The 26804-nt window shown below is 63.5% G+C and carries 20 protein-coding genes and 1 riboswitch; of the genes, 11 read left to right on the top strand and 9 right to left on the bottom strand.

Annotated elements, in window-relative coordinates:
* Window positions 1–320 precede the first annotated feature (320 nt).
* Together AC0L2A_RS24720 and AC0L2A_RS24725 are read right to left on the bottom strand one after the other, a co-directional pair.
* Entirely contained in the window at window positions 321–1043 is a 723-nt protein-coding gene (locus AC0L2A_RS24720) for a DUF6065 family protein (protein ID WP_473611045.1), read from the bottom strand.
* Between the two features lie 123 nt (window positions 1044–1166).
* Window positions 1167–1742: a GNAT family N-acetyltransferase gene (locus tag AC0L2A_RS24725; protein WP_473611046.1), complete on the bottom strand. Its 576-nt coding sequence runs from the start codon at window positions 1740–1742 to the stop codon at window positions 1167–1169.
* Window positions 1743–1810: 68 nt separating this feature from the next.
* Here AC0L2A_RS24725 and AC0L2A_RS24730 point away from each other — a divergent pair, with 68 nt between their 5' ends.
* A complete protein-coding gene (locus AC0L2A_RS24730; RefSeq protein ID WP_473611047.1) occupies window positions 1811–3139 on the top strand; it encodes a DNA polymerase IV in 1329 nt (442 codons plus the stop codon).
* A 98-nt stretch (window positions 3140–3237) separates the two neighbouring features.
* On the opposite strand, the gene AC0L2A_RS24735 is transcribed toward AC0L2A_RS24730, so the two are convergent.
* Window positions 3238–3744, bottom strand: a complete 507-nt coding sequence (locus tag AC0L2A_RS24735) for a hypothetical protein (protein ID WP_287257987.1) — start codon at window positions 3742–3744, stop codon at window positions 3238–3240.
* Between the two features lie 154 nt (window positions 3745–3898).
* Between AC0L2A_RS24735 and AC0L2A_RS24740 the strand changes: the two genes are divergently transcribed.
* Window positions 3899–4780: a DMT family transporter gene (locus AC0L2A_RS24740; protein ID WP_473611048.1), complete on the top strand. Its 882-nt coding sequence runs from the start codon at window positions 3899–3901 to the stop codon at window positions 4778–4780.
* A 95-nt stretch (window positions 4781–4875) separates the two neighbouring features.
* On the opposite strand, the gene AC0L2A_RS24745 is transcribed toward AC0L2A_RS24740, so the two are convergent.
* The 4 genes from AC0L2A_RS24745 to AC0L2A_RS24760 all read right to left on the bottom strand — a co-directional run bounded on the left by AC0L2A_RS24745 (window position 4876) and on the right by AC0L2A_RS24760 (window position 12742).
* Window positions 4876–5679 (bottom strand): potassium channel family protein, encoded by an 804-nt coding sequence (locus tag AC0L2A_RS24745; protein ID WP_473611050.1) that lies wholly within the window; start codon window positions 5677–5679, stop codon window positions 4876–4878.
* Window positions 5680–5787: 108 nt separating this feature from the next.
* On the bottom strand, window positions 5788–6798 hold the full coding sequence (locus AC0L2A_RS24750; RefSeq protein WP_473611051.1) for a methyltransferase: 1011 nt from the start codon (window positions 6796–6798) through the stop codon (window positions 5788–5790).
* Between the two features lie 102 nt (window positions 6799–6900).
* Window positions 6901–10428: a DNA polymerase III subunit alpha gene (gene dnaE, locus AC0L2A_RS24755; protein ID WP_473611052.1), complete on the bottom strand. Its 3528-nt coding sequence runs from the start codon at window positions 10426–10428 to the stop codon at window positions 6901–6903.
* 301 nt (window positions 10429–10729) lie between these two features.
* On the bottom strand, window positions 10730–12742 hold the full coding sequence (locus AC0L2A_RS24760; protein WP_473611054.1) for an acetyl-CoA carboxylase biotin carboxylase subunit: 2013 nt from the start codon (window positions 12740–12742) through the stop codon (window positions 10730–10732).
* 199 nt (window positions 12743–12941) lie between these two features.
* Between AC0L2A_RS24760 and AC0L2A_RS24765 the strand changes: the two genes are divergently transcribed.
* The 5 genes from AC0L2A_RS24765 (at window position 12942) to AC0L2A_RS24785 (ending at window position 17440) form a co-directional block, all read left to right on the top strand.
* Window positions 12942–14069: an S-(hydroxymethyl)glutathione dehydrogenase/class III alcohol dehydrogenase gene (locus AC0L2A_RS24765; protein ID WP_473611055.1), complete on the top strand. Its 1128-nt coding sequence runs from the start codon at window positions 12942–12944 to the stop codon at window positions 14067–14069.
* A gap of 295 nt (window positions 14070–14364) precedes the next feature.
* Window positions 14365–14832, top strand: a complete 468-nt coding sequence (locus AC0L2A_RS24770; protein WP_091597173.1) for a YaiI/YqxD family protein — start codon at window positions 14365–14367, stop codon at window positions 14830–14832.
* 138 nt (window positions 14833–14970) lie between these two features.
* A complete protein-coding gene (locus tag AC0L2A_RS24775) occupies window positions 14971–15654 on the top strand; it encodes a DUF1345 domain-containing protein (RefSeq protein ID WP_091597170.1) in 684 nt (227 codons plus the stop codon).
* A gap of 114 nt (window positions 15655–15768) precedes the next feature.
* The gene (locus tag AC0L2A_RS24780) at window positions 15769–16650 is read left to right on the top strand and encodes a cytochrome b/b6 domain-containing protein (protein ID WP_091597167.1); all 882 of its coding nucleotides are present in this window, start codon (window positions 15769–15771) and stop codon (window positions 16648–16650) included.
* 1 nt (window position 16651) lies between these two features.
* Window positions 16652–17440: a molybdopterin-binding protein gene (locus AC0L2A_RS24785; protein WP_091597163.1), complete on the top strand. Its 789-nt coding sequence runs from the start codon at window positions 16652–16654 to the stop codon at window positions 17438–17440.
* Between the two features lie 42 nt (window positions 17441–17482).
* Here the strand turns inward: AC0L2A_RS24785 and AC0L2A_RS24790 are convergent, their stop codons facing one another.
* Window positions 17483–18481 carry a hypothetical protein gene (locus tag AC0L2A_RS24790; RefSeq protein ID WP_091597160.1) on the bottom strand — a complete coding sequence of 333 codons (999 nt, stop codon included), beginning with the start codon at window positions 18479–18481 and terminating at the stop codon, window positions 17483–17485.
* 164 nt (window positions 18482–18645) lie between these two features.
* A riboswitch (glycine riboswitch) is annotated at window positions 18646–18733 on the top strand.
* A gap of 152 nt (window positions 18734–18885) precedes the next feature.
* Here AC0L2A_RS24790 and gcvT point away from each other — a divergent pair.
* Genes gcvT through gcvP form a run of 3 tightly spaced genes read left to right on the top strand, consistent with a single transcriptional unit; the run spans window position 18886 to window position 23205 of the window.
* A complete protein-coding gene (gene gcvT, locus AC0L2A_RS24795) occupies window positions 18886–20001 on the top strand; it encodes a glycine cleavage system aminomethyltransferase GcvT (RefSeq protein ID WP_473611056.1) in 1116 nt (371 codons plus the stop codon).
* Between the two features lie 5 nt (window positions 20002–20006).
* The gene (gene gcvH, locus AC0L2A_RS24800; protein WP_027156276.1) at window positions 20007–20375 is read left to right on the top strand and encodes a glycine cleavage system protein GcvH; all 369 of its coding nucleotides are present in this window, start codon (window positions 20007–20009) and stop codon (window positions 20373–20375) included.
* 19 nt (window positions 20376–20394) lie between these two features.
* Window positions 20395–23205 carry an aminomethyl-transferring glycine dehydrogenase gene (gene gcvP / locus AC0L2A_RS24805; protein ID WP_473611057.1) on the top strand — a complete coding sequence of 937 codons (2811 nt, stop codon included), beginning with the start codon at window positions 20395–20397 and terminating at the stop codon, window positions 23203–23205.
* Window positions 23206–23276: 71 nt separating this feature from the next.
* Here the strand turns inward: gcvP and AC0L2A_RS24810 are convergent, their stop codons facing one another.
* A complete protein-coding gene (locus AC0L2A_RS24810; RefSeq protein WP_473611058.1) occupies window positions 23277–24446 on the bottom strand; it encodes a GGDEF domain-containing protein in 1170 nt (389 codons plus the stop codon).
* 267 nt (window positions 24447–24713) lie between these two features.
* On the opposite strand from AC0L2A_RS24810, the gene parE reads away from it, so the two are divergent.
* Window positions 24714–26765 carry a DNA topoisomerase IV subunit B gene (gene parE, locus AC0L2A_RS24815; RefSeq protein WP_091597149.1) on the top strand — a complete coding sequence of 684 codons (2052 nt, stop codon included), beginning with the start codon at window positions 24714–24716 and terminating at the stop codon, window positions 26763–26765.
* Window positions 26766–26804 lie beyond the last annotated feature (39 nt).

Genomic DNA, 26804 nt, shown 5'->3' on the forward strand with positions numbered 1-26804 from the left:
CGTTTCGCATTTCGCTGGCGATTTGCAGGCCGGCGCTCCACGGCGCCCCCCTCTGTCCTGCCGGACATCTCCCCCACTTGGGGGGAGATCGGCCGTCACCACCGCCTTCGCGCGAACCGCCACTGTCGCAGGAGCGAGCGGTGCGCCAAAGCTGCCAATCTTCCCCCTCGTGGGGGAGATGTCCGGCAGGACAGAGGGGGGCGCGAAGGATCACTATAGATCAGCATTAGGGGTCTGCACCGCGTCGCTTCGCGCCCATGGCAATCCACATGCGAAACGGGACCTAGCGGCCCCGTTTCGCATTGTTCTCCAGAAAAAGCCTAGCGGGCCGCGCGGGCCCATTTGCGATACCAGCCTTCGCTGGCAATCGTGTTGCGGTAGACCGCTTCGCGCTCGGTCGCCTCGACTCCGGTCTCCGCCTGGATCTCGGCCTTGAGCGCCGCATCTTCGCGGCGAAACGGTATGACCTGGACCAGCGGCGTTCCCTTTTCGATGACGTAGAGGCCATCCGGCGCCGTCGCAAAGAACGGAAAATGGATGTGGGCTGCGTAGGTGTCGGTATCGACGATGCCGGCGACGCATTCGAAAGGCTGAGCCGGCCGATTGAGCGGCGGCAGGAACAGACAACTCCAGCCCGGCGGGGTACGGATCGACCAGTAATTGTGAAATTTGCATGGCGGTGCCGGTTCCTTCGGATTGCCGGCGACCTGATGCGCGCCATGATTGCTGACCATCACCCTGTCGAACTCCCAGCCGGCATCGACGGCGCTGCCGCCATCCTTGACCTCAAGGCGGACGGTCGCCGCGAGCGGCAGGATCCAGCCGGTTGTCATCGCGTCGAGAAATGGCATGCAGCGCTTGACGGTCAGGCCATTGTTGGTGGCCGAGGCTTGCTGCGCATCGACCGGCGGCAGTTTGCGGAACCAATCCGGCAGGACCGTCTTGGCCGCCACTGGCGGCGCGATGACGCCATGATCTTCCGGCCGACAGGAAAACCGGATCGAGCGAGAGGTCTTCTGAGAAGTCTGGGAAAAATGAAACATCGATGGCCTCCTTGGAAAAATCCGAGGAGGAACGGACCGCAGCCGGATTTATTCCCGGGTGTGCGTCTGATATGCAGGCCGACTGCGATAGTTCGGTCGCCGCGGCGCGCACAGCAGCGTTGACTAAAGCACCAATCGCATCAGCGGCCGGCCCGCCTTGCGCTCGACCAGCCTCTCGAAACCGGCTTTCTCGAAGACCCGCGACGAGCCGACGAACAGCCCGATCGAACGCGAATCTCTCGACAGGTCGATCGGACATGCCTCGACCAGCCGCGCGCCATTCTGGCGAGCAAATTCGATCCCGCCTTCGACCAGCCGGTGCGTCACGCCCCTGCCGCGCGTCTTGACGCGGATGAAGAAGCAGGAAATCGCCCAGACGCCCGGATCGGTGGCGTCGGCGGGATCGACCGGCGCCGACCCCCTGCCCTTGTTGTTCCATTCGGGCACGTCGGCGCGCGGGCCGATCTGCATCCAGCCGACCGCCTTGCCATCCTCGAACGCCAGCACGCCCGGTGGCGGTCCGGCCTCGATCCGCGCCTTGATGTGGTCCTTGTTGCGTTCCCGGTTGCTGGCGCGGCGCGCGGCCGGCGACAGCCGGAAATGCGTGCACCAACAGCCGTAGCAGGCACCCTGCTTACCGAAAAGATCTTCAAAATCCGCCCAAAGCTCGGGCACCAGCGGCGCTATGGTCGTATTCACGAACTCTCTCCCGGCCCACCGCCTTGTCGTGGCGTCCGTCCTGACGTACCATTGCTTTTGTTCTCTTTATGTTCGCAGCGATGGCGGTTCCTGTCAACAATCCCGATCACGGTTTTTGCCGCGACTGCCTGACCTTTCAGCGCGGTGAGGCACGGCGCTGTGAGCGCTGCGGCAGTCCACGGCTGGCCCGCCATCCGGAGCTCTATCGGCTGCATCTTGCCCATATCGATTGCGACGCGTTTTATGCGGCGGTCGAAAAGCGCGACAACCCGGCGCTGAAGGACCGGCCGTTGATCATCGGCGGCGGCAAGCGCGGCGTCGTCTCCACCGCTTGCTACATCGCCCGCATCCACGGGGTGCGCTCGGCGATGCCGATGTTCAAGGCGCTCGAAGCCTGTCCGGAAGCGGTCGTCATCCCGCCGGACATGGAAAAATATGGTCGCGTCGGCCGCGAGGTGCGCGCCATGATGCAGGCGCTGACGCCGCTGGTCGAGCCGATCTCCATCGACGAAGCGTTTCTGGACCTTGCCGGCACCGAGCGCCTGCATGGCTTGCCGCCGGCGGTGGTGCTGGCGCGCTTCGCATTGGGTGTGGAGAAAGAGATCGGCATCACCGTTTCATCAGGCCTTTCCTACTGCAAGTTCCTGGCCAAGGTGGCGTCGGACTTTCGCAAGCCGCGCGGCTATTCGGTGATCGGCGAGGCCGAGGCGACCGGCTTTCTGGCCGAGCAGCCGGTGACGCTGATCTGGGGGGTGGGAAAAGCCTTCGCCGCCACGCTTGAGCGCGACGGCATCCGCACCATCGGCCAGTTGCAGCGCATGGAGCGCGGCGACCTGATGCGCCGCTACGGCGTGATGGGCGACCGGCTCTACCATCTTTCACGCGGCGAGGACGACCGCCGCGTCCACCCCGACCAAGATGCGAAAAGCGTCTCGGCGGAGACCACTTTCGACACCGACATCGCCGCCCTCGATGAACTGGTTTCGGTGCTGAGAGCGCTGTCGGAAAAAGTCTCGGGGCGGCTGAAGAAGTCCGGCATTGCCGGGCGCACCGTCGTGCTGAAGCTGAAGACGCAGGATTTCAAGACCCGCACGCGCAACCGGCAGCTCGGCGACCCGACACGGCTGGCCGACCGCATTTTCTCGACCGGGCTCGAGTTGCTGCTCAAGGAGGCGGACGGCACCAGATACCGGCTGCTCGGCATCGGCGTCAGCGACCTCTCGAATGACGAAAAGGCCGATCCGCCCGACCTCGTCGATACCCAGTCACGCAAGCGTGCCATGGCCGAAGGCGCCATCGACAGGTTGCGGGACAAGTTCGGCCGCAGGGCGGTGGAGACCGGCTACACCTTCGGCAAGGGCCGCAACGCCCACCCGCCAGAGCCGATCGAGGATTAGTTTAAGCATGACCCCGAACCGAAGGTCCGCGCAAGCGAAAAGCGGATCCAGTTCTCGGAAAGATCACGCTCAAACAAGACAAGGTAAAGCGGGCCGCCTCAGGTGCGTCGCAAATCGATCCGGCTGGTCATCACGCGCTCGCCGGTTTTCGGGTCGACGTCGATAACGGTCAGCCGCATGCCGTCCTCGCCGTTCTTCTCGACGGTCATTTGCGCCGTGCGATCGCCGTTGACCTCCTTCGCCCAGCGGATGCCGAGATTGATCGCATTGCCCGAGCGCTTGCCGCTGAGCTGCGCCGGTCCGGTGCGGGATCCGACATAGGTGCCGGTGTACTTCGTCCCGCTGGATTTCAGATCGGCACTGATGGCGCGCGTCACCACGACGAGACCGCGGCAGGTGCCGTCCAGCGACAGTGAGCTCGAGGTCGCGTCGGAATTGAAGCGGCAGGAGACGTTCACCGTCGGCGCCTCGGTGGTTACCTTGACGGTGCCCTTGCCGGCAAAATTCCCCTCGAACGAGCGAAGAAAATCGGCCTCGTCGGCATGAGCCGCGCCGGCGGCAGCCGTCAGGCAGCCGGCAAGTGCAAATCGTGCACATGATTTCATTGGATCTCTCCCCTTGAACTGGCTGTTGGACCAACGCTCGCCGTGACGGCAGGTTCCGCCCTCAACATGACCGTTTTGCAACGTGCCGCTCTGGCCCAGCCGAATGCGTCGACTAGCGGTTGCGGTGAAAGTCCTGACTTGCGACATAGCGCGCATGGCACCCTCGCCCTCGATCCCCAAGGCCGCGTTCTGGATGGCGCTGTCGATCGCATCGTTTCTGACGATGTCGGTCGCCGGCCGCGCCACGACGGCCGAGCTCAATGTCTTCCAGGTGCTGGAGCTGCGCTCGGTGATCGGCCTGTTCATCCTCCTGCCGCTGGTGATGATGTCAGGCGGGTTTGCGGCGATGCGCAGCATACGCCCCACCGCCCATATCGCCCGCAACGTCGTCCATTTTGTCGGCCAGGCGGCATGGCTCTACGCCTTGACATTGATCCCACTGGCCGTGCTGATCTCCATCGAATTCACGACGCCGATCTGGACGGCCATTCTGGCGGTCGGCTTTCTTGGTGAAAGACTAAGCCGGCCAAGACTTGCGGCGATCGTGCTCGGGCTGATCGGTGTGCTGATCATCGTCCGTCCGGGCGTCGGCTCCGTCGATCCGGGACATGTTGTCGTGCTGGGTGCCGCGGTCTGCTTCGGCATATCCGTGGTCCTGGTCAAATCGCTGACGCGGACGGACAGCGTCGTGTCCATCATCTTCTGGATGCTGGTCATCCAGTCGGTGCTCGGGCTGATCCCGGCGCTCTACGAATGGCGCAACCCGCCGCTCGAACTGTGGCCGTGGATCCTGCTGATCGCCTTCACCGGCATGTCGTCGCATTTCTGCATGGCGCGCGCACTCGCCTATGCCGACGCCACCGTCATCTCGCCGATGGACTTTTTGCGCGTGCCGCTGTCGGCGCTGATCGGCTGGCTGCTGTATCAGGAGCAGATCGACGCCTTCACCGCCGGGGGCGCCTTGCTGATCCTGCTGGGCAATCTGCTCAATCTGCAGAAAAAGGCGACCAAACCAGCGGAAGTGGCAGCGTCCTAGCATTTTGCAGCCAAACGTTTTCGTTTGGCGTCCGACAAAATGCGTCAAAGCAAAGAGCTACCGCGCGGTTTTGGTTTCACAAACCGCCTCGCATTTCAGTCGCCTTCGTCGGGTATGTTGAGGAGATGCCCGCAGGCCTTGCAGTGGACGGCGTCGGCTTCATGCCGCTGAAGGCCACATTGCGGGCACGGGAAGAAGACCTTGTTGGGACGGAAGAGCGCCTGTGCCAGCCTGACGAACAGCGATATGCCGATGATCATGGTGACGATCGCGGTGAGCTTGCCGGCTATTCCCGGCAGGACGATGTCGCCGAAGCCGGTCGTGGTCACCGTGGCGACGGTGAAATACAGCGCATCGACATAGCCTTCGAGGCCGGCCCCGGTGCGGAAGAAGAAGGTGTAGACGAAACCGGTGACGACAAACAGGAATGTCAGGAGATTGATGACTGCGTGGCTCGCCTCGCGCCATTTTTTGAGGCCGCGCATCTCGAAAAACCGCCACAGGGCGCCGCTGCGCGACAGCGACCACAGCCGCAATATGCGCAGAAAACCCAGATTGGCCAGCGCCGAAGGCATCAGCAGCGTCAGCAGGATGAAGCCGTCGACCCACGACGTCGGCTGCTTCATCAGGCGCAGCATGTCGTTTGACGCCAGCAGCCGGGCAATCATGTCGGCGGCGACAAGCGCTGCCACTGAATAATCGAGCCAGAGGAACGAGGACGAGTCCTGGATCACCGGTGTGGCGATGAAGAAGGCGATGATGGCAAGGTCGATGATAACAGCCGCCAGCTGAAACCGGAAGGCCGCGGGCGTGCGCCCGTGATAGAGTTTGCGCAGCGTGCCGCGCAGCCGCGTCAAGGCTGAAAAATCCTGCACTCCGTCCCTTTCCGGCGCCTTCATGACAACTGCGATAACGCTCGCTGCGACAGCCGTCCAGAGGGCAGAGCAGAGGCAAGGCAAGCCGCTGCGGCTTGAGAACATCCGGAGCGTTCCAGGCCCGGAAAGCAATCAGACCGGTTCCGCCTCGATGATGCTGATGCGAGGTCCGGCTTCAACGATATTGGCGACCCGAAAATCCGACGCCGCAAGCAGCAACCTGAATTCTTCCGCCGTGCGTTCCTGCCCGCCCGGCATGACCAGCATGTTCAGATCGCCGAATTTTGCGGCGGCGCCTTCATTGGGCGGCGCCAGAATGCTCTCGAGCACCAGCAGTTTGCCTTCTGGGGGAATCGCCCTGCGGCAGGTTTTCAGGATCCGGATGTTTGTTTCGTCGTCCCAGTCATGCAGGATCCATTTAAGCACAATCGCATCGGCTCCTTCGGGCACCGAGACGAAGAAATCGCCGGCGACGATGTCGCAGCGATCAGCCACAGCCGCAGCGTCAAAGACCGGGCCGGCCTTCGCCACGACCTGCGGCTGATCGAATAGAATGCCGCGCTGGCCGGGATTGCGGCGGAGGATTTCGGCAAGCAGCGCGCCCTGCCCGCCGCCTACATCCATAACGACAGAGAACCGCCGGAAGTCATAGGCCGCGAGCACCGCAGCGGCGACGCCACGCGACATCGCAGTCATCGCCCGGTCGAAAACGACGGACTCTTCCGGATGCTCTGCCCGGTATTCCCAAACGCCCTTGCCATAAGCGTGGCGAAAGGCGTTTTCGCCGGTGCTGACACTGTGCAGCAGATCGCTCCATGCCTGACGGAAATACGGCCGTCCGGCCAGAATTGCCCACGACGCGACCGAATGCTGAACGTCGGATCGCAACGCGCCGCCAACCAAGGTCAGCGAGAAGGATCGGTCTTCCGCTTCATGGAACACGCCGGCCGACGCAAGGGCGCGCAGCAGCCGGTAGAGCGCCTGCGGATGGGTATTGGTCAGCACGGCCAACTCGCCGCTGGTGCGTTTTCCGTCCTTGAGATGGTCTGCAATGCCCAGCGTGGCGGCGACGCATATCGCCTGAGATACCTGGAAGCCATTGACCATTTTCTGGAGTTCGGCAGCGGCATCCCGCTCATCCATGACGCACTCCCCCCGGGCCGCCAAAAGACCCAGGCCGCCGAGCCCACAATACCAGCGGCATCGTCACCGGGCAATGCGACCTGGCGGAATACGGTCGTTAGCTCACACCAACTCCACCTCCACCACGCCCGGCACCGCCCGCATGGCCGAGGCGATCTGTGGCGAGACGCGGTAACGGTTGGGCAGTTCGATCTCGACCTCGCCCTGCCCCTCGTCCTTGATGACGATAATGCTCACCAGGCTGTCGCCGCGCTGGGTAAGCTGCGATTGAATCGCCGACGCCGGCCGGTCATCCCTGACAAAGATGCGCAAGGCTTTTTGGATGCGGCTTGCCTCGTCCTCCAGCGACTGCACCGTCTGGATGCGCAGATTGACGCCTTCGGGCCTGTCCTCGGCCGAAACTGTGACCACCACCGAACGGCCGGGCTCGAGCAGGTCGCGATATTGCGCCAGACCTTCGGAAAACAGCACGGCTTCATACTGGCCCGACGTGTCGGAGAACTGCACGACGCCCATCTTGTTGCCGGTGCGCGTCTTGCGCTCCTGCTTGGTGGTGACCGTCCCGGCAAGCCGCCCGGCGGCAGCGCCGCGTTTGACGGCGCCCGAGAACTCGGCCCAGGTCTGCACCCGCATCTTCTGCAGCGCCGCCTTGTATTCGTCCAGCGGGTGCGCCGAGAGATAGAAGCCGACCACCTGGAATTCACGGTGCAGGCGGTCGGCGGCAAGCCACGGGTCGGTCGCCGGCAGGTTGAGCGCCTGCGACTGCGCCCCGAGCGAGGCGCCGAAAATGTCGTGCTGGCCCGACATTGCATTCTGCTGCGCAAGCGACGCCAGCCCCATCATCCGCTCGACGCCCGCCATCATCGCGGCGCGGTCGTGACCGAAGCAGTCGAGCGCGCCGGCCATGATCAGGCTTTCGAAGACGCGCTTGCCGACGATCTTCGGGTCGACCCTTTCGCAAAAATCGGCGAGGTTCTTGAACGGTTTTTCGCCGCGCATGGCGACGATATGCTCGACCGCCGCGTCGCCGACGCCCTTGAGCGCGGCCAGCGAATAGAAGATCCGGTTCTCCGCGACTTCGAAGGCGCGGAAGCTTGATATCACCGACGGCGCCACGACATCGATACCGAGGCGCAGCGCATCCTGGCGGAAATCGGCGAGTTTATCGGTGTTGCCCATGTCGAGCGTCATCGACGCGGCCAGGAATTCGACCGGGTAGTGCGCCTTCAGATAGGCCGTCTGGTAGGAAACGACCGCATAGGCGGCGGCATGCGACTTGTTGAAACCATAGTCGGCGAACTTAGCCAGCAGGTCGAAGATGAAGTCGGCTTGCGGCTTGCCGACGCCGCGCTCGATCGCGCCCGAGACGAAGCGCTCGCGCTGCTTGTCCATTTCGGCGCGGATCTTCTTGCCCATGGCGCGGCGCAGCAGGTCGGCTTCGCCCAGCGAATAGCCGGCAAGCTCCTGCGCGATCTGCATCACCTGTTCCTGGTAGACGATGACGCCTTGCGTCTCCTTCACCAGATGGTCGATCTTCGGATGGATCGACGCCATCTCCTCCTCGCCGTGCTTTCTGGCGTTGTAGGTCGGGATGTTCTCCATCGGGCCCGGCCGGTAAAGCGCGACCAGCGCAATGATGTCCTCGATGCAGTCGGGCCGCATGCCGATCAGCGCCTTGCGCATGCCGGCACTTTCCACCTGGAACACGCCGACCACTTCGCCGCGTGACAGCATGGCATAGGTGTCGGGGTCGTCGAGCGGAATGTGGGCAAGATCGATCTCGATGCCGCGGCGGCGGATCAGCTTGACCGCGGTCTCCAGCACCGTCAGCGTCTTCAGGCCGAGGAAGTCGAACTTCACCAGGCCGGCCTGCTCGACATACTTCATGTTGAACTGGGTGACCGGCATGTCCGAGCGCGGATCGCGGTACATCGGCACAAGCTCCCACAGCGGCCGGTCGCCGATGACGATGCCGGCGGCATGCGTCGAGGCGTGGCGGTAGAGACCTTCCAGCTTCTGCGCCATGTCGAGCAGCGTCTGCACAATCGGCTCGCGCTCGGCCTCCTCGGCAAAGCGCGGCTCGTTGGCGATGGCGTCGGCGAGCTTGACCGGATTGGCCGGGTTCGACGGCACCATTTTGCTGAGCTTGTCGACCTGGCCATAGGGCATCTGCAGCACGCGGCCGACATCGCGCAGCACCGCGCGGGCCTGCAGCGTGCCGAAGGTGATGATCTGGCCGACCTGGTCGCGACCGTATTTCTGCTGGACGTAGCGGATGACCTCCTCGCGCCGGTCCTGGCAGAAATCGATGTCGAAGTCGGGCATCGACACACGGTCGGGATTGAGGAAGCGCTCGAACAGCAGCGAGAAGCGCAGCGGATCGATGTCGGTGATGGTCGTCGAATAGGCGACCAGCGAGCCGGCGCCCGAACCGCGCCCCGGCCCGACCGGGATGCCTTGCGCCTTCGCCCATTTGATGAAGTCGGCGACGATCAGGAAATAGCCGGGGAACTTCATTTTCTCGATGATGCCGAGCTCGAATTCCAGCCTTTCGCGGTATTGCTCGACCGCGTAGCCAGGGGCCAGGCCATGCGCGGCGAGGCGCGCCTCCAGCCCTTCATGCGCCTGTCTGGCAAGCTCCTGCGCCTCCGCCTTCACCGCCGCATCGGCATCGGCGACATCGCCGCCGGCAAAGCGCGGCAGGATCGGGTTGCGGGTCTTGGGATAGTAGGAGCAGCGCAGCGCTATTTCGACGGTGTTGTCGATCGCCTCCGGCAGATCGGCGAACAGCCTCGCCATGTCGGCCTGGCTTCTCAGAAAATTGTCGGGCGACAGCCGCCGGCGATTGTCGACGGCGACGACCGACCCTTCGGCGATGGCGATCAGCGCATCATGCGCCTCATAGTCGTCGCGCGAGGAGAAAAACGCCTCGTTGGTGGCAACCAGCGGCAAGTCATTGATATAGGCGAGGTCGACTGACGATTTCTCGATGGCCCGGTCATAGCCGGAAACCCGTTCCAGCTCGACATAGAGCCGGTCGCCGAACAGCGCCTTGAGCGCCAGAAGCCGCGTCTCGGCGAGGTCGCGGCGGTCCTCTTTCAGCGCGTTGCCGATCGGGCCGCGCGGCCCGCCGCTGAGACAGATCAGGCCGTCGCAATGGCCTTGCAGCATCTCGGTCGTCAGATGCACGGCCTCGCCGGGCGGCGTTTCCAGATAGACCCGGCTGACCAGCCTGACCAGATTGCTGTAGCCGGCCTCGGTCGCCGCGATCAAAACCACCGGCCGCATTTCCGGGCCCTGCCGCCTGCGGTCGCGCTGGCTGTCGCTGGCTTCACCGGAAAAAGCGAGAGCGGTCTGGCAGCCGATGATCGGCTGGATGCCCTCCTTCACCGCCTTTTGCGCAAATTCGAGCGCGCCGAACAGATTGTTGGTGTCGGTGACGGCAATGGCCGGGGCGTCATCTTTGACCGCATGGCCGACAACCGTGCCGAGCTGCAAGGCGCCTTCGAGCAGCGAATAGGCCGAATGCACGCGCAGATGAATGAACGGCCGCGCCGGCGCTTCCGGCCGCGACGCCTTCACAAAGGCCTCGCGCCGCAACGGATCGCGGGGAAGTGTCTCATTCGCCATTTTTTTATCGCCGTTTGAGAGGACTCAGTCGATGAGGATGTATTGTCCGGCACTGGACGATGCGAGTCCAGCGACAGGCCAATTGTCGATGCTGGCGCTGCCCCTCATCCGCCTGCCGGCACCTTCTCCCCGTATAGTGACGGGGCGGAGGGGCTGGCCGCAACCTCGGCACGCTTTCTGCCACGCTGCAGATTGGCGAAATCCCTTTGCGAAGGCGTCTTTCTCCCCCGTCACTATACGGGGAGAAATGCCCGGCAGGGCAATGAGGGGCAGCGCCAACCAATGCGATTTCCTTGTATCCTCACGCAAATTCCATGATCACCGCGTCGACGGCGAGACTGTCGCCCGGTTTTGCCTTGAGTTTCGACACGGTGAGATCGCGCTCGGCGCGCAGCACGTTTTCCATCTTCATCGCCTCGACGACCGCCAGCGTCTCGCCGGCCTTGACCTCCTGCCCTTCGGCAACGGCGATCGACACGACAAGGCCGGGCATCGGGCAGAGCAGCATCTTCGACGTATCCGGCGCCACTTTTTCCGGCATCAGCCTTTCGAGCTCGGCGGTGCGCGGCAGCATGGCGCGTGCGCTCACCGACATGCCTTTCCAGGCGACGCGAAGCCCGTTCAGCACCGGCCTGACCTGCGCAGCGATCCTTCGGTCGCCGACCGTGCCGCGCCAGACGAGATCGCCCGGCCGCCAGTCGGACGCCACCGTCAGCGCCGTGCCGCCGTCGATCGACAGACCGAGCTCCATCGGAATGGAGATCATGCCTTCGATAACCGAAGCCGAAAGGTAATCCTTGCCGATCTTGACCACCCAGTCGCGTTTCAGCACACCCGAATGCGGCGCCAGCCGCCCGCCGAGCCGGTCGAGCCGGTCGCGGCGCAGCAGTTCGACCGCGGTGGCGATCGCTGCGAGCACGGCCGTTTCTTCGCTATCAGGCACGATCGGCGCAAAGCCGTCGGGATATTCCTCTGATATGAAGGCGGTCGATATCCGCCCTTCCCGCCAGCGCGGATGCTGCATCAGCGCCGCCAGGAACGGCATGTTGTGCTCGATGCCGTCGACGACAAAACTGTCGAGCGCTTCGGACATGGCGTCTATTGCCGCGAGCCGAGTCGGCGCCCAGGTGCACAGCTTGGCGACCATCGGGTCATAGAACATCGAGATTTCCGAACCCTCGGCAACCCCGGTATCGTTGCGGATGACGACGTCGCCGGACTGTCCCTCTTGCGGTGGTCGGTATCTCGTCAGCCGGCCGATCGACGGCAGGAAATTGCGATACGGGTCCTCGGCGTAGAGCCGGCTTTCCACCGCCCAGCCGTTCAGCTTGACGTCGCTTTGCTTGATGGCGAGCTTTTCGCCGGCTGCTATGCGGATCATCTGCTCGACCAGGTCAATGCCGGTGACGAGCTCGGTCACCGGATGCTCGACCTGCAATCGTGTATTCATTTCAAGGAAATAGAAGTTCTTTTCGCTGTCGACGATGAACTCGACCGTGCCGGCGCTCTGGTAGTCGACCGCGCTGGCCAGCGCCACCGCCTGCTCGCCCATGGCTTTCCGGGTCCTGGCGTCGAGGAAAGGTGAAGGCGCCTCTTCGACGACCTTCTGGTTGCGGCGCTGGATCGAGCATTCGCGCTCGCCGAGATAAAGCGCATTGCCATGCGCGTCGGCCAGCACCTGGATCTCGATGTGGCGCGGATCGACCACGAACTTTTCGATGAAGACGCGGTCGTCACCGAACGAGCTTTTGGCCTCCGACCGCGCCCGGTCGAACCCGTCGCGCACCTCGGCCTTGCTCCAGGCGATGCGCATGCCCTTGCCGCCGCCGCCGGCCGAGGCCTTGATCATCACGGGATAGCCGATCTCGCCGGCTATTTTCTCGGCATGACCGGCATTCTCGATGACGCCGAGCCAGCCGGGCACCGTGCTGACCCTGGCTGCATTGGCGAATTTCTTCGATTCGATCTTGTCGCCCATCGCCCTGATCGCTCCGGGTTTCGGGCCGATGAAGACGATGCCTTCGTTCTCCAGCGCTTCACAGAAGGAGGCGCGTTCGGATAAAAACCCGTAGCCGGGGTGCACGGCTTCAGCACCCGTCGCCTTGCAGGCGGCGATGATCTTCTCCGGCACCAGATAGCTTTGTGAGGCCGGCGAAGGCCCGATATGGACAGCCTCGTCGGCCATCTCGACATGCACGGCGTCACGATCGGCGTCCGAAAAGACCGCGACGGTGGCGATGCCCATCTTGCGCGCCGTCTTGATGACGCGGCAGGCGATCTCGCCACGATTGGCGATCAGGATTTTTGTGAACATGCGGGTTTTGTTCCCTCGGCTGCCTTTCTTTTATGGGCTTGGCCCGGCCGGTCAAGGCACGTAGGCGCATATCCGGGCGCAAGTCGCCTGGTGACGACCAAAACCCGGCACCGAACTGTCAATTCGTCCCATAGTCCAGAACCTGCAGATACGCTAAAGCTCGCCTCGATTGCCGATTTGGCTTGAGAGGAGAGCCCCGATGAAAACCCGTGCCGCTGTCGCTGTCGCCGCCGGAAAGCCGCTGGAAATCCTGGAGGTCGACCTCGACGGCCCGCGAGCCGGCGAGGTGCTGGTCGAGATCAAGGCGACCGGCATCTGCCACACCGACGAGTTCACGCTGTCGGGCGCCGATCCCGAAGGGATTTTTCCGGCGATCCTCGGCCATGAGGGCGCCGGCATCGTCGTCGATGTCGGCAAGGGCGTCACCTCGGTCAAGAAGGGCGACCACGTCATCCCGCTCTACACGCCGGAATGCCGGCAATGCCCGTCCTGCCTGTCCAGAAAGACCAATCTGTGCACCGCGATCCGTGCCACGCAGGGGCAAGGCCTGATGCCGGACGGCTCGTCGCGCTTCTCGATCGGCAAGGACAAGATCTTCCACTATATGGGCTGCTCGACCTTCTCCAACTTCACCGTGCTGCCCGAGATTGCGGTGGCCAAGGTCAATCCCGACGCGCCCTTCGACAAGATCTGCTACATCGGCTGCGGCGTCACCACCGGCATCGGCGCGGTGATCAACACCGCAAAAGTCGAGATCGGCGCCACGGCCGCCGTCTTCGGCCTCGGCGGCATCGGCCTCAACGTCATCCAGGGGCTGCGCCTTGCCGGCGCCGACATGATCATCGGCGTCGACCTGAACAACGACAAGAAGGAATGGGGCGAGAAATTCGGCATGACGCATTTCGTCAATCCGAAGGAGATCGACGGCGATATCGTGCCCTATCTCGTCAACATGACCAAGCGCGGCGCCGACCAGATCGGCGGCGCCGACTATACGTTCGACTGCACCGGCAGCACCAAGGTGATGCGCCAGGCGCTTGAGGCATCGCACCGCGGCTGGGGCAAGTCGGTGGTCATCGGCGTTGCCGGCGCCGACCAGGAGATCTCGACGCGGCCGTTCCAGCTGGTCACCGGACGCACCTGGATGGGCACCGCGTTCGGCGGCGCGCGCGGCCGCACCGACGTGCCGAAGATCGTCGACTGGTACATGGACGGCAAGATCGAGATCGACCCGATGATCACCCACACGCTGAAGCTGGAGGACATCAACAAGGGTTTTGATCTGATGCATGAGGGCAAGAGCATCAGGAGCGTGGTGGTCTATTGAGAATTTGCGACGTGGCCGGGAGGAAGCAAGGCAATCGCTTTAGGTCTGCGCCGCCCCTCATTGCCCTGCCGGGCATTTCTCCCCGTATAGTGACGGGGAGAAAGACGCCTTCGCAAAGGGATTTCGCCAACCTGCAGCGTGGCAGAAAGCGTGCCGAGGCTGCGGCAAGCTCCCTTCGCCCCGTCACTATACGGGGAGAAGGTGCCGGCAGGCGGATGAGGGGCAGCGCCGACCTTTGACCGCTCGAACATCAATCCAGGCACAATCGCCCGGCTTCATACGCTTGGAACGAACCATGCCCGCACCCGCCATTTACGTCGATGCCGATGCCTGTCCGGTGAAGGCCGAGGTCGAGAAGGTCGCCGAGCGCCATGGCGTCGTCGTCACCTTTGTCTCCAATGGCGGGCTGCGCCCGTCGCGCGACCCGATGATCCGCAACGTCGTCGTGTCCAAGGGCGCCGACGCGGCGGACGACTGGATCGTCGACAATGCCAAGCCCAACGACATCGTCGTGACATCAGACATCCCGCTTGCCGCCCGCACGGTGGCGCTCGGCGCCCATGTGCTTGGGCCGACCGGACGCCCGTTCACGCCGGAAACGATCGGCATGGCGGTAGCGATGCGCGACCTCAAGCAGCATCTGCGCGAGACTGGCGAAAGCAAGGGCTACAATGCCAGTTTCGCGCCGCAGGACCGCTCGCGGTTTCTTGGCGAGCTCGACCGCATCTTGCGGCGTGCGCTGAAATCCGCCGCACTGGGCTAGCGCTTGACCCCGAACCGGAGGTCAGCGCAGCAAAACCGGAATCGATCTTCGGCATCATGCGCACAGTCAAAAGTGCTATAATGTTCGAGCCCTAAGAGACGAGCGGCGGTAAGACGGACCGCCATCAGAGGCCGGGCCATGACGACCGAGACTCCCCTGAAGACGCCACTGCACCGCCACATGCAGTTCGCGGTGTCGGCCTGCATCGGTGTAGTGGCACTGGCGATCGCGCTGGTCTTGCGCACTCCGCTCGCCTTTTCGATCGGCGCCAATGCGTTTTTCGCCGCCTACACCGTCATCGTCCTCGCCCAGATGCCGCTGCTCACCGGCCGCTTTTTAAGCAAGAACGCGCGGGCCACCGACCAGCCGGTGCTAGTCATCTTTGCGGTGACGCTGATTGTCGTCACCATTGCCATCATCTCGCTGTTCCAATTGATCAATCGCGAGGGCAGCGCGCATCCTGTCGAACTCACCTTCGCGCTGCTGTCGATCCCCCTCGGCTGGTTCACCATCCACGCCATGACGGCGCTGCACTACGCCCATGTTTACTGGGTCAACGATGAAGAGACCGACCCCGGCAGCAAAGCGAAACAGAAAAAGCCGGTCGGCGGCCTCGTATTTGCCGGTAAGGAGCGGCCGGACGGCTGGGATTTTCTCTATTTCTCGACCACCGTCGGCATGACCTCGCAGACCTCCGATACCGCGGTCTCGACCACGCAAATGCGTCACATCGTGCTTTTGCATTCGATCCTGTCGTTCTTTTTTAATACAGTGATCGTCGCCGCCGCGGTCAACCTCGCCGTCAGTCTCGGGAGCCGGTAGCACCGGGCAGTCTGTAATAATTCCGTGATCGGATGAAACATCGCTTTGGCTGGCAACGTATTGGGAGGAGAACGATCGGAAAGGCCGACTGAGCGGCCGGAAGGACGCGAAAAAATGCAATCGGTTGCCAGGAGCCAATCCACTGTCGGGCCAGATACTGCCGCGCCGAAAGATGCAACGCTGATCTACCGGCAGTCGCGCTGGACGCGGCTGACGCACTGGCTTTGGGCCATTTCGCTGTTCTTCATGCTGCTTTCCGGCCTGCAGATCTTCAATGCCCGCCCCCAGCTTTATATCGGCAAGGAATCGGGATTCGCATATAACAACACCATCTTCGCCATCGGCGCCGAGAACACCGCAAACGGCCCGCGCGGCTACACCGAAATCTTCGGCAAGCGCTTCGACACAACCGGTGTGCTCGGCTGGTCGGGGCCGGCGGGTCGGGAGACGTCCCGCGCCTTCCCGTCCTGGGCGACAATCCCCTCCTATTACGACCTCGGCACCGCCCGCGTCGTCCATTTCTTCTTCGCCTGGATACTGTCCACGACCCTGGTCGTGTGGCTGGTCGCCAGCCTGGTCAACGGTCATCTGCGCCGCGATCTTGTCCCGCGCATCGACGATCTCAGGCGTTTGCCGCGAGACATCATCGATCATGCCAAATTCAAGTTTCATCACACGCGCGAATACAACACGCTGCAGAAGATGGCCTATGGCGGCGTGATGTTCGTGCTGCTGCCGCTGATGATCATCACAGGCCTTGCCATGTCGCCGAGCATGAACGCGGCGCTGCCATTCCTCAACGATTTGCTTGGCGGCAGGCAGACGGCGCGGACAATCCATTTCGTCGTGATGCTGCTGCTCGTCGCCTTCTTCATCATCCATATGGTGATGATCTTCGCTGCCGGCCCGATCAACGAGCTGCGTTCCATCATCACCGGCTGGTACCGAACCGATCCGCCGGCGCATGGCAGCAAGACGCCGCAGAGGGGTGCGTGAGATGGCGAAGTTTGTGATCAGCCGCAGAAAATTCCTGACCTCGGCCAGCCTCGGCGTCACCGGCATCATGCTGTCGGGTTGCGATGCATTCGACAGCCAGCTTCGTGTCGGCGACGGACTGCGCAGTTTCCTCGAAGGCGCCAACGGCCTGACCTGGCGCGCGCAGCGCCTGCTCGCCGGCGATTCGCTGGCGCCGGAATTCACCGAAGCCGACATTCGCCAGCCGCAGCGGCCGAACGGCGTCACCGCGCCGGACGACGATGTCTACAAAAGCCTGCTCGCCAACAATTTCGCCGACTGGCGGCTCGACGTCTCAGGCCTCGTCGAAAAGCCGCTGTCGCTGACCCGCGAGCAATTGATGAACATGCCAAGCCGCACCCAGATCACCCGCCACGACTGCGTCGAAGGCTGGAGTTGCATCGCCAAATGGACCGGCACGCCGCTGTCGCTGGTGCTTGATCAGGCGGTGGTCAAGCCACAGGCGCGCTACGTCGTGTTCCATTGCCTCGACACGATCGACCGCAGCCTGTCCGGCGACATCAAATATTACGGCTCGATCGACCTGATCGATGCCCGTCACCCGCAGACGATCCTTGCCTATGGCCTGAACGGCAAGCCGCTGCCGGTCGAGAACGGCGCGCCGCTGCGCGTCCGCGTCGAGCGCCAGATCGGCTACAAGATGCCAAAGTATCTCCGCCGGATCGAACTGGTCGACAGTTTCGCCGCTATCGGCGGCGGCAGGGGCGGCTACTGGGAGGACAATGGCTACGACTGGTACGGCGGCATTTGACGCCATAGCTCCGCCATTTCCGATCAGTGTTTGGTGCTTTGCTCAGGCGACCTTGTCGATCAGCGGCTTGAGCACCGGATGGATTTCCGGCGAGGCGTGCTTGATCAGTGTCAGCAGCGCGCGCTCGTTCTCATGCAGCGGCCGGTCGCTGCCGATGCGCTCGGCCAGCCATTTCGCCTCGCACGCGTCGATCGTTTCGGCGCGGCGTGCCAGTGCTTCGGCTGCCTTGTTCTTCGATTCCCATTCGGATTCGATATCGCCCGGCGCGCAGTAGGCTTTCATGATGCCGGCGAGGCCACCCGAAACCATGCGGCCGAAGAAACCGCCGATCTCTGGATCGGCCTGCTCCAGGAAAGCATCTTGCCGCAGCGCCACGTCGCGCACCGGAGCTTCGTAGCCGGCCGAGCACATGACGTAATTGGCGAGCGCCTTGACGAACAGATCATTCCACGATGGATCGTTGTTGGCTGCCGCGGTCCGCTCGTTGATCTTGAACAGCACCTCTGCCTCGGCGCGGGTGATGGCAATGTTGCCGTCGCCGCCATAGGCATAGAGAATGCGGCGCAGAAGCTCGACTTCAGCCTTGGCGATCAGCCCGGGAACCAGCTTACCGCCGTGCATCAGCGGCCCTTTGCCGTCGATGATGGCATGGGCGACCTGCTCCAGCGCATAGGCGCAAAGCCCGTTCGGCGAGGATTTCGCCTTTTCCAGCACATGCACGAGCAGTTCGAGTTCGGTCAGGCTGTCGACCATGCCGTCACGCGAAATCGCTTGGACCAGCCAGTCGGCATTGTCCTGCGAGATATAGCCCGCCGGCTTTTCCTGATGAACGATGAGGTCGGTGATGGCTTCGATGAAAAAATCCGGCCATTCCGCGCATTTGTCCCCTTCTATCGCGTCGAGCGCAAACAGCGCCTCGGCCTCGCTCCGCGTCACCACCCCGTCGCCGAATACCTCGCGGCGCAGCATGACCACGTCTTCCGCTGTGACCCGATTTTTCGAGGCCAGTTCGGCCACCGGAACGCACTTCAATTCGCCCATTTCGTTTCCCCTCCATACGTCACTTGGACCCAACATATCGGCAGTTCCTTGAGAAACCGGCAAACCGCGTGGTTAGCGAAGACTTGTCGGTAAGCGGTCGCTAGCAGGTGACAAGGTGTCGCCGACAGGCTATGGATGACGAGTCGAGGGCTCAAATTGAGTCCTACCTGTTTGCGGGAGAGAGCAGCGAGAGCTGCCGCCGAAGGGGAAATCGCCCGAAATCTCTCAGGCAAAAAGAACCGTAGACGGGAAAGACACTCTGGAAAGTCGGGGCTTTTTTCGCCCCGCGCCGAAGGTGTAAGCGCTGCCGACAGAGTTACGGGGCGCGAGTCTCTCAGGCTTCAGACAGAGGGGCACGGACTGGTCGCCATTCGCGGCCGATTGCGTGCGACTCTGGAGACGACATGACGGGCGACGACACCAAACACCTTCCCCTCGAAGACCTGCACGTGGCCGCCAATGCGCGCTTTGGCGCGTTCGCCGGCTGGTCGATGCCGCTCACCTATCCGGCCGGCGTGATGAAGGAGCACCTTCATACCCGCGAACATGCCGGCCTGTTCGACATCTCACACATGAAGCTGTTCGAGATCAGTGGCTTGGGCGCTGAAGCACTGCTCAATCGTGCCTGCCCGTTCGACGCCGGCGCGCTTGAGATTTCCCAGTCCAAATACACGTTCTTTCTCAATGAAGCCGCCGGCATCATCGACGATCTGATCGTCACTAGGCTCGGCCGGCAACGCTTCATGGTCGTCGCCAATGCCGGCAATGCTGAAGCCGACGAAAAACACCTTCGTGAGCTTGCCGACTTTGATGCCAAGGCGGACTTTGACGCCAAGATTGAAGCACTCGACCGCGTCTTCCTGGCAATCCAGGGTCCCGAAGCCTGGGCCGCCCTGTCGCGCGCCGGCATCGAAACCGGATCGCTGCTGTTCATGCACGGCTTCGAGCCGCGCGAAAACTGGTTCATGAGCCGCTCGGGCTATACCGGCGAGGACGGCTTCGAGGTCGGCCTGCCGGAAGCGGATGCGCGAAATCTCGTCGCCAAACTGATCGAGGACGAGCGAGTGATGTGGGTTGGGCTGGCCGCCCGCGACAGCCTGCGGCTCGAAGCAGGGCTGTGCCTGCACGGACTGGACATCACGCCTGAGATGGACCCGGCCGGCGCCGGGCTGATGTGGGCGATCCCGAAGGAGGTTCGCGCCTCTGGCGCTTTCATCGGTGCCGACGCCTTGCGTTCAATCCTGGAGCGCGGCCCAACGCAGAAACGCGTCGGCCTGAAGCCGGAAGGCCGCCAGCCGGTGCGTCCCGGTGCTGCCCTTTTCGATGCCGACGGCAATCCCGCCGGCCACGTCACCTCCGGCGGCTTCGGCCCCTCGGCCGGCCATCCGGTCGCCATGGGCTACGTCCAGGCGTCGCTGGCCAAACCCGGCGCAAAACTCTTCGCCGACGTTCGCGGGACCAAAATCCCGGTCGATATCAATCCCCTGCCCTTCACGCCGCATCGCTACCGCAAAGGATGAACTTCATGGCAAAGACCTATTTCACTGAAGATCACGAATGGCTCCGCGTCGAAGGCGGTATCGCCACCATCGGCATCACCGACTACGCGCAGGAACAACTCGGCGATCTCGTCTTCGTCGAATTGCCGGAGCCTGGGAAAAAGCTGGCCAAGGGCGATACCGCCGTCGTGGTCGAATCGGTCAAGGCGGCATCGGACGTCTATGCGCCGGTCGACGGCGAGATCACCGAGGCCAACACCGCGCTTTCGTCTGATCCGTCCCTGGTCAATTCGGCGGCGGCCAGCGACGGCTGGCTGTGGAAGATGAAGCTGGCCGATGAAAGCCAACTCGAAGGTCTCCTGGATGAGGCCGCCTACAAAGCCCATATTGGTTGAGAGAGCAGGACCAGGAAAGATGACCGCAGCACCCTACTCCTTCTCGGCCCGCCATATCGGCCCCGGCCTCAATGATGTCAGAGCCATGCTGGCGACGATCGGCGTTCCGTCGGTCGAGACGCTGATCAGCCAGGCTGTGCCGAAATCGATCCGGCTCGACCGGCCGCTGGCCTTGCCGGCCCCGGCGAGCGAAGCCGAGGCGCTGGCCGAGCTGTCAGCGACAATGGCGAAAAATACAGTTTTGAAGAGCTTCATCGGCGCCGGCTATCACGGCGTCCACGTGCCGCCGGTCATCCAGCGCAACCTGTTCGAGAACCCGGCCTGGTATACGGCTTACACGCCCTACCAGGCCGAGATCAGCCAGGGCCGGCTCGAAATGCTGTTCAATTTCCAGACCTTGGTCACCGAACTGACCGGGCTGCCGGTCGCGTCGGCCTCGTTGCTCGACGAGGCGACGGCGGTGGCCGAAGCAGTCGGCATCGCGTTACGCCACCACCGCGACAAGCGGACCAAAGTGGCGCTGGCCGGCACGCCGCATCCGCAGACGCTTGACGTCGTGCGCACCCGCGCCGAGCCGCTCGGCATCGAGGTCGACGGTGACACGATCGACGACAACACAGCCGCTCTGCTGGTCTCCTGGCCCGATACGTTTGGCGTCTATGGCGACCACAGGGCGGCAATCGAGAAAGCTCGCGCCACCGGCGCGCTGGTCGTCTTCATTGCCGATCCGCTCGCCCTGACGCTGACCGACGCGCCGGCTGCGCTTGGCGCCGACATCGCCGTCGGCCCGATGCAGCGCTTCGGCGTGCCGATGGGCTTTGGCGGGCCGCATGCCGCTTATTGCGCCGTTTCCGACAGGCTGACGCGGCTGATGCCCGGCCGCCTGGTCGGCCAGTCCACCGACAGCAAGGGCCGGCCCGGCTATCGCCTCGCCTTGCAGACGCGTGAACAACATATCCGCCGCGACAAGGCGACCTCCAACATCTGCACCGCGCAGGCGCTGCTCGCCAACATGGCGACCGCCTATGCGATCTGGCACGGCCCTGCCGGGCTGCAGGCGATTGCCGGCCGAATCCATGCATTGGCCAACCGGCTGGCTGCCGGTCTCGACGCAGCAGGAATTTCGGTGCTTGGCGCAAGCCGCTTCGACACCGTGGCGGTGGAAGTGAAAGGCAGAGCCGGGGCGATTGGCGCCGCAGCCGAAAAGACCGGCCGATTGCTGCGCGTCATCGACGCCGACCGCATCGGCATCAGCTTCGACGAAACCTCGACCGAGGCCGATCTGGAGGCGATCGCGGCGCTGTTCGGCGCCAAGCCGGGCGCAGCCGTCGGCAGCACCATGCCCGGAAAACCGCGCGGCAAGGCGTTTCTCACGCAGCCTGTCTTCCGCGAAAACCACTCGGAAACCGACATGATGCGCTTCCTGCGCCGGCTGGCCGACAAGGACCTGGCGCTCGACCGCGCCATGATCCCGCTCGGCTCCTGCACGATGAAACTCAATGCCGCCGCCGAGATGATGCCGGTAAGCTGGCCTGATATCGCCAATTTGCATCCCTTCGCCCCGGCAAGCCATTCGGCCGGCTACCGCGCCATGATCGACGAACTGGAAGCCTGGCTGGCGGAGATCACCGGGTTCGACGCGGTGACCCTGCAGCCCAACGCCGGCAGCCAGGGCGAGTATGCCGGGCTGCTCGCCATTCGCGGCTATCACCGCTCACGCGGCGAAGCTCACCGCACGGTCTGCCTGATCCCGTCATCGGCGCATGGCACCAATCCGGCGAGTGCGGCGATGGCCGGCATGAACGTCGTCGTCGTGCGCTGCACCGAAGACGGCAACATCGACGTCGATGACCTGAAAGCCAAGGCGGACGAGCATGCGCAAGACCTTGCGGCGCTGATGTTCACCTATCCCTCGACGCACGGCGTTTTCGAGGAAGGCGCGCGCGACCTCTGCGCCCTTGTCCATGAGCATGGCGGCCAGGTCTATTTCGACGGCGCCAACCTCAACGCGCTGGTCGGTCTTGCCCGCCCCGGCGACATCGGCGCCGACGTCTGCCACATGAACCTGCACAAGACGTTCTGCATCCCGCATGGCGGCGGCGGTCCCGGCGTCGGCCCGATCGGCGTCAAGGCGCATCTGCAACCCTATCTGCCCGGCCACGTCGTCGAAGGCTCGGGCCATGCCGTGTCGGCTGCACCGTTCGGCAGCGCTTCGATCCTGCCGATCACCTGGATGTATATCCGGATGATGGGCGCTTCGGGCCTGAAGCAGGCGACCGAGACGGCGATCATTTCCGCCAATTATGTGGCGACGCGGCTCGGAGCGCATTTCCCGGTGCTCTACAAGGGCAGGCACGAGCGCGTCGCGCATGAATGCATCCTCGATACCCGCGTGCTCAAGGACAGTGCCGGCATCAGCGTCGACGACGTCGCCAAGCGGCTGATCGACTACGGTTTCCATGCGCCGACAATGTCGTTTCCGGTCGCCGGCACGCTGATGGTCGAGCCGACCGAGTCCGAGCCCAAGCGCGAGCTCGATCGCTTCTGCGAGGCGATGATCGCGATATCAGGCGAGGCAGCCAAGGTGGCGAAAGGCGAATGGCCCCTGGCCGACAATCCGCTGGTCAATGCGCCGCATACCGCCGCCGAGGCGCTGGCCGGCCAGTGGACCCATCCCTATTCGCGCCTGGAGGCGGCCTACCCCGCCGGCGATGCCGACACGTCAGCCAAATACTGGCCGCCGGTGTCGCGCATCGACAATGTCGCCGGCGACCGCAACCTCGTCTGCTCCTGCCCGCCGCTGTCGGAATATCTGGGGGCGGCGGAGTAGACCATGATCCCGAAAAGTGGAATCCGGTTTTCGGACAAGATCATGGTCTAACAAGAAGATAGAAGCCTCAATCAGGCAGAACGCAAGGCCGGCGCGTCGGCCTTGCTCGCCTTGTTCTGGGCGACGACGCGATTTCGCCCGGCGCGCTTTGCCGCATAGAGTGCGGCGTCGGCTTCGGCCAGCACATTGTCGAGACTGGTGCCATCCGTCCCGCCAAAGCCGATGCCGCCACTGACTGTGCTGCGCAACGGACCAAGCTGGGTGGCGACGACTTCCGTGCCGAAGGCGACGCTGATCTTGCTCGCAATGTCGTAAGCCTTCTCTTCAGTCATCCGCGACATGACGAGGACGAATTCCTCGCCGCCCAGCCGGAAGGCGTCGACGCCGGTCCTGGAGTATTTTCTGACGACAGCGGCGAAGCGGCGCAGAACCTGATCGCCGACCGGATGACCGAATACATCGTTCGTCTTCTTGAAATGGTCGAGGTCGAACATGGCGACAGACATGAACGGGCCGAAAATCCGCTCGCCGTAGAATGCCGTCAACGCCCGCCGGTTCATCAGCCCGGTCAATGGGTCGGTCATGGTCTCGGCCTTCAGTTCGATCTGCGCCTGCAAATGGTGCAGGGAGAGCGTCAATGCGCCGAGCCCCGTCATGCAGGCGACCGCCACGGCGGAATTCAACCGTTCGGCCCAGTTGTCGGGCGCAACGCCGAGCACCCATTGGCCCTTGACCAGCAGGACCGCGCCGCAAAGTCCGAAGGACAGCGCACAGACGCCGCTCAGGAACGAAACGACCAGCAATATCCGGCGATCATGACCACCTTTGATCCAGAACATCACCCCGATAAGCGAGAGCAGCGCCGTTACCGTCGCGTAGGTGACGATGAAGCCGATGCCGTCAAAGCCCAGCGACGTCGCGCCTGCGCAAACCGCCATCGCAGCCAGGGTCGGCAAGATGGCGCGCCTATAGTCGTGGACGCCGAGATATTGCATGGCCGATAGGCAGAGGGTCAGAAGGCCCAGGCTGAGAAGCGCAAGTACAATCTGGCAAAGCCAGGGGCTGGGATGCTTGGCATAGTGCCAGAACAAGACCACATGTGCGACGAGCACGAGAATGCCGCACGCCACCGTCAGCACAAAGCGTGCCTGTGGCGCGGTGCACCAGATCGCAAACAGGGTGATGCTGAGGCACGTGCCCGACAGCGCTGCCGCAAGCAGGAGCGAACTGTAATCCAACATGCGTAAGCGACAGCCTCTTCTCGGGTTCTGCCGCATTCTAGGTCAGCAGCAATCCGCGAATACCCTTTTTCGGCCAACCTTCCGGCGTAACCTCCGGACAAGGTTTACAAAGCGTCGATGCCCTCGGCCCATTTCCGCCGCTTGGTTGTGGAATGGTTTTGCAGTAAGAGGCTCTATCCTCGAACGTAACGGGAACCTCCGTCGCCTGCCCGCAAAAAGCGTGGCAGTATCGGGTGGTGATTCGCAGCATCGCAATCCAGGACCAGCATGAACGACAGCAACGATCTTTTCGGCAATCTGGACAAGCAGCCGCAACCGGTTCGCGCCACCGCGCGCCCGGCCGACCCGCTGGTGCAGGCGGCGAAGCGCCCGGCATCCCGCGACGGCAGCGAGAGCTACAGTGCCGCCGACATCGAGGTTCTGGAAGGGCTGGAGCCGGTGCGGCGGCGGCCCGGCATGTATATCGGCGGCACCGACGACAAGGCGATGCACCATTTGTTCGCCGAGGTCATCGACAATTCGATGGACGAGGCGGTCGCCGGCCACGCGACTTTCATCGACGTCGAGCTTTCGGCCGACGGATATCTGGCGGTGACCGACAATGGCCGCGGCATTCCGGTCGATCCGCATCCGAAATTCAAGAAGCCTGCGCTCGAAGTCATCATGACGACGCTGCATTCCGGCGGCAAGTTCGACAGCAAGGTCTACGAGACCTCGGGCGGCCTGCACGGCGTCGGCGTCTCCGTCGTCAACGCGCTGTCGGACCATCTCGAGGTCGAGGTCGCGCGCGGCCGCCAGCTCTATCGCCAGCGCTTTTCGCGCGGCGTTCCGGTGACCGGCCTGGAGCAGCTCGGCGAGGTGCATAACCGCCGCGGCACCAGGATACGCTTCCATCCCGACGAGCAGATCTTCGGCAAGGGTGCGGCATTCGAGCCGGCGCGGCTCTATCGGATGACGCGCTCGAAGGCCTATCTGTTCGGCGGCGTCGAGATCCGCTGGACCTGCGACCCCTCGCTGATCAAGGAGAAGGACACGACGCCCGCCAAGGCCGAGTTCCATTTTCCCGGCGGCCTCAAGGACTATCTGAAAGCCTCGCTCGGCGACGAATTCCAGGTCACCCGCGAAATCTTTGCCGGCAAAAGCGACAGGCAAGGCGGCCACGGCTCGCTCGAATGGGCGGTGACCTGGTTCGGCGGCGACGGGTTCCTCAACTCCTACTGCAACACCATCCCGACCGGCGAAGGCGGCACCCATGAGGCTGGCTTCCGCAACGTCTTGACGCGCGGCCTACGCGCCTATGCCGAGCTGGTCGGCAACAAGCGCGCTTCGATCGTCACCTCGGAAGACGTCATGATCTCGGCTGCGGGCATGCTGTCGGTGTTCATCCGCGAGCCGGAATTCGTCGGCCAGACCAAGGACCGGCTGGCGACGATCGAGGCGATCAGGATCGTCGAGGCCGCGATCCGCGACCCCTTCGACCACTGGCTGGCCGACAATCCGCAGGAAGCTTCGAAGCTGCTCGAATGGGTGATCGCGCGTGCTGACGAGCGGGTGCGCCGCCGCCAGGAAAAGGAAGTCTCGCGCAAGAGCGCGGTGCGCAAGCTGCGCCTGCCCGGCAAGCTCGCCGACTGCACGCAGAATGCCGCGGCCGGCGCCGAGCTCTTCATCGTCGAGGGCGATTCGGCCGGCGGCTCGGCTAAACAGGCGCGCGACCGCGCCAGCCAGGCAGTGCTGCCGCTACGCGGCAAGATTCTCAACGTCGCCAGCGCCGGCAACGACAAGCTGGCTGCCAACCAGCAGATTTCCGACCTGATCCAGGCGCTTGGCTGTGGCACGCGGTCAAAATACCGCGATCAGGATCTGCGCTACGACCGGGTCATCATCATGACCGACGCCGACGTCGACGGCGCCCACATCGCTTCGCTGCTGATCACCTTCTTCTACCAGGAGATGCCGAGCCTGGTCCGCGACGGCCATCTCTACCTGGCGGTGCCGCCGCTCTACTCGATCCGCCAAGGCGGCAAGGTCGCCTATGCCCGCGACGATGCGCACAAGGACGAACTGCTGCGCACCGAGTTCACCGGGCGCGGCAAGGTCGAAATCGGCCGCTTCAAGGGGTTGGGCGAAATGATGGCCGCCCAGCTCAAGGAAACCACCATGGACCCGAGAAAGCGCACGCTGCTCAGGGTCGACGTGATCGATGCCGAGGCGGCGACCAAGGATGCGGTCGACGCGCTGATGGGCACCAAGCCGGAAGCCCGCTTCCGCTTCATCCAGGAACGCGCGGAATTCGCCGAGACCGAAGTGCTGGATATATGAGCGTCTGGCTCCCCCTTCTCCCCTTGTGGGAGAAGGTGG

This window comes from Mesorhizobium sp. WSM4844 (assembly GCF_055811775.1).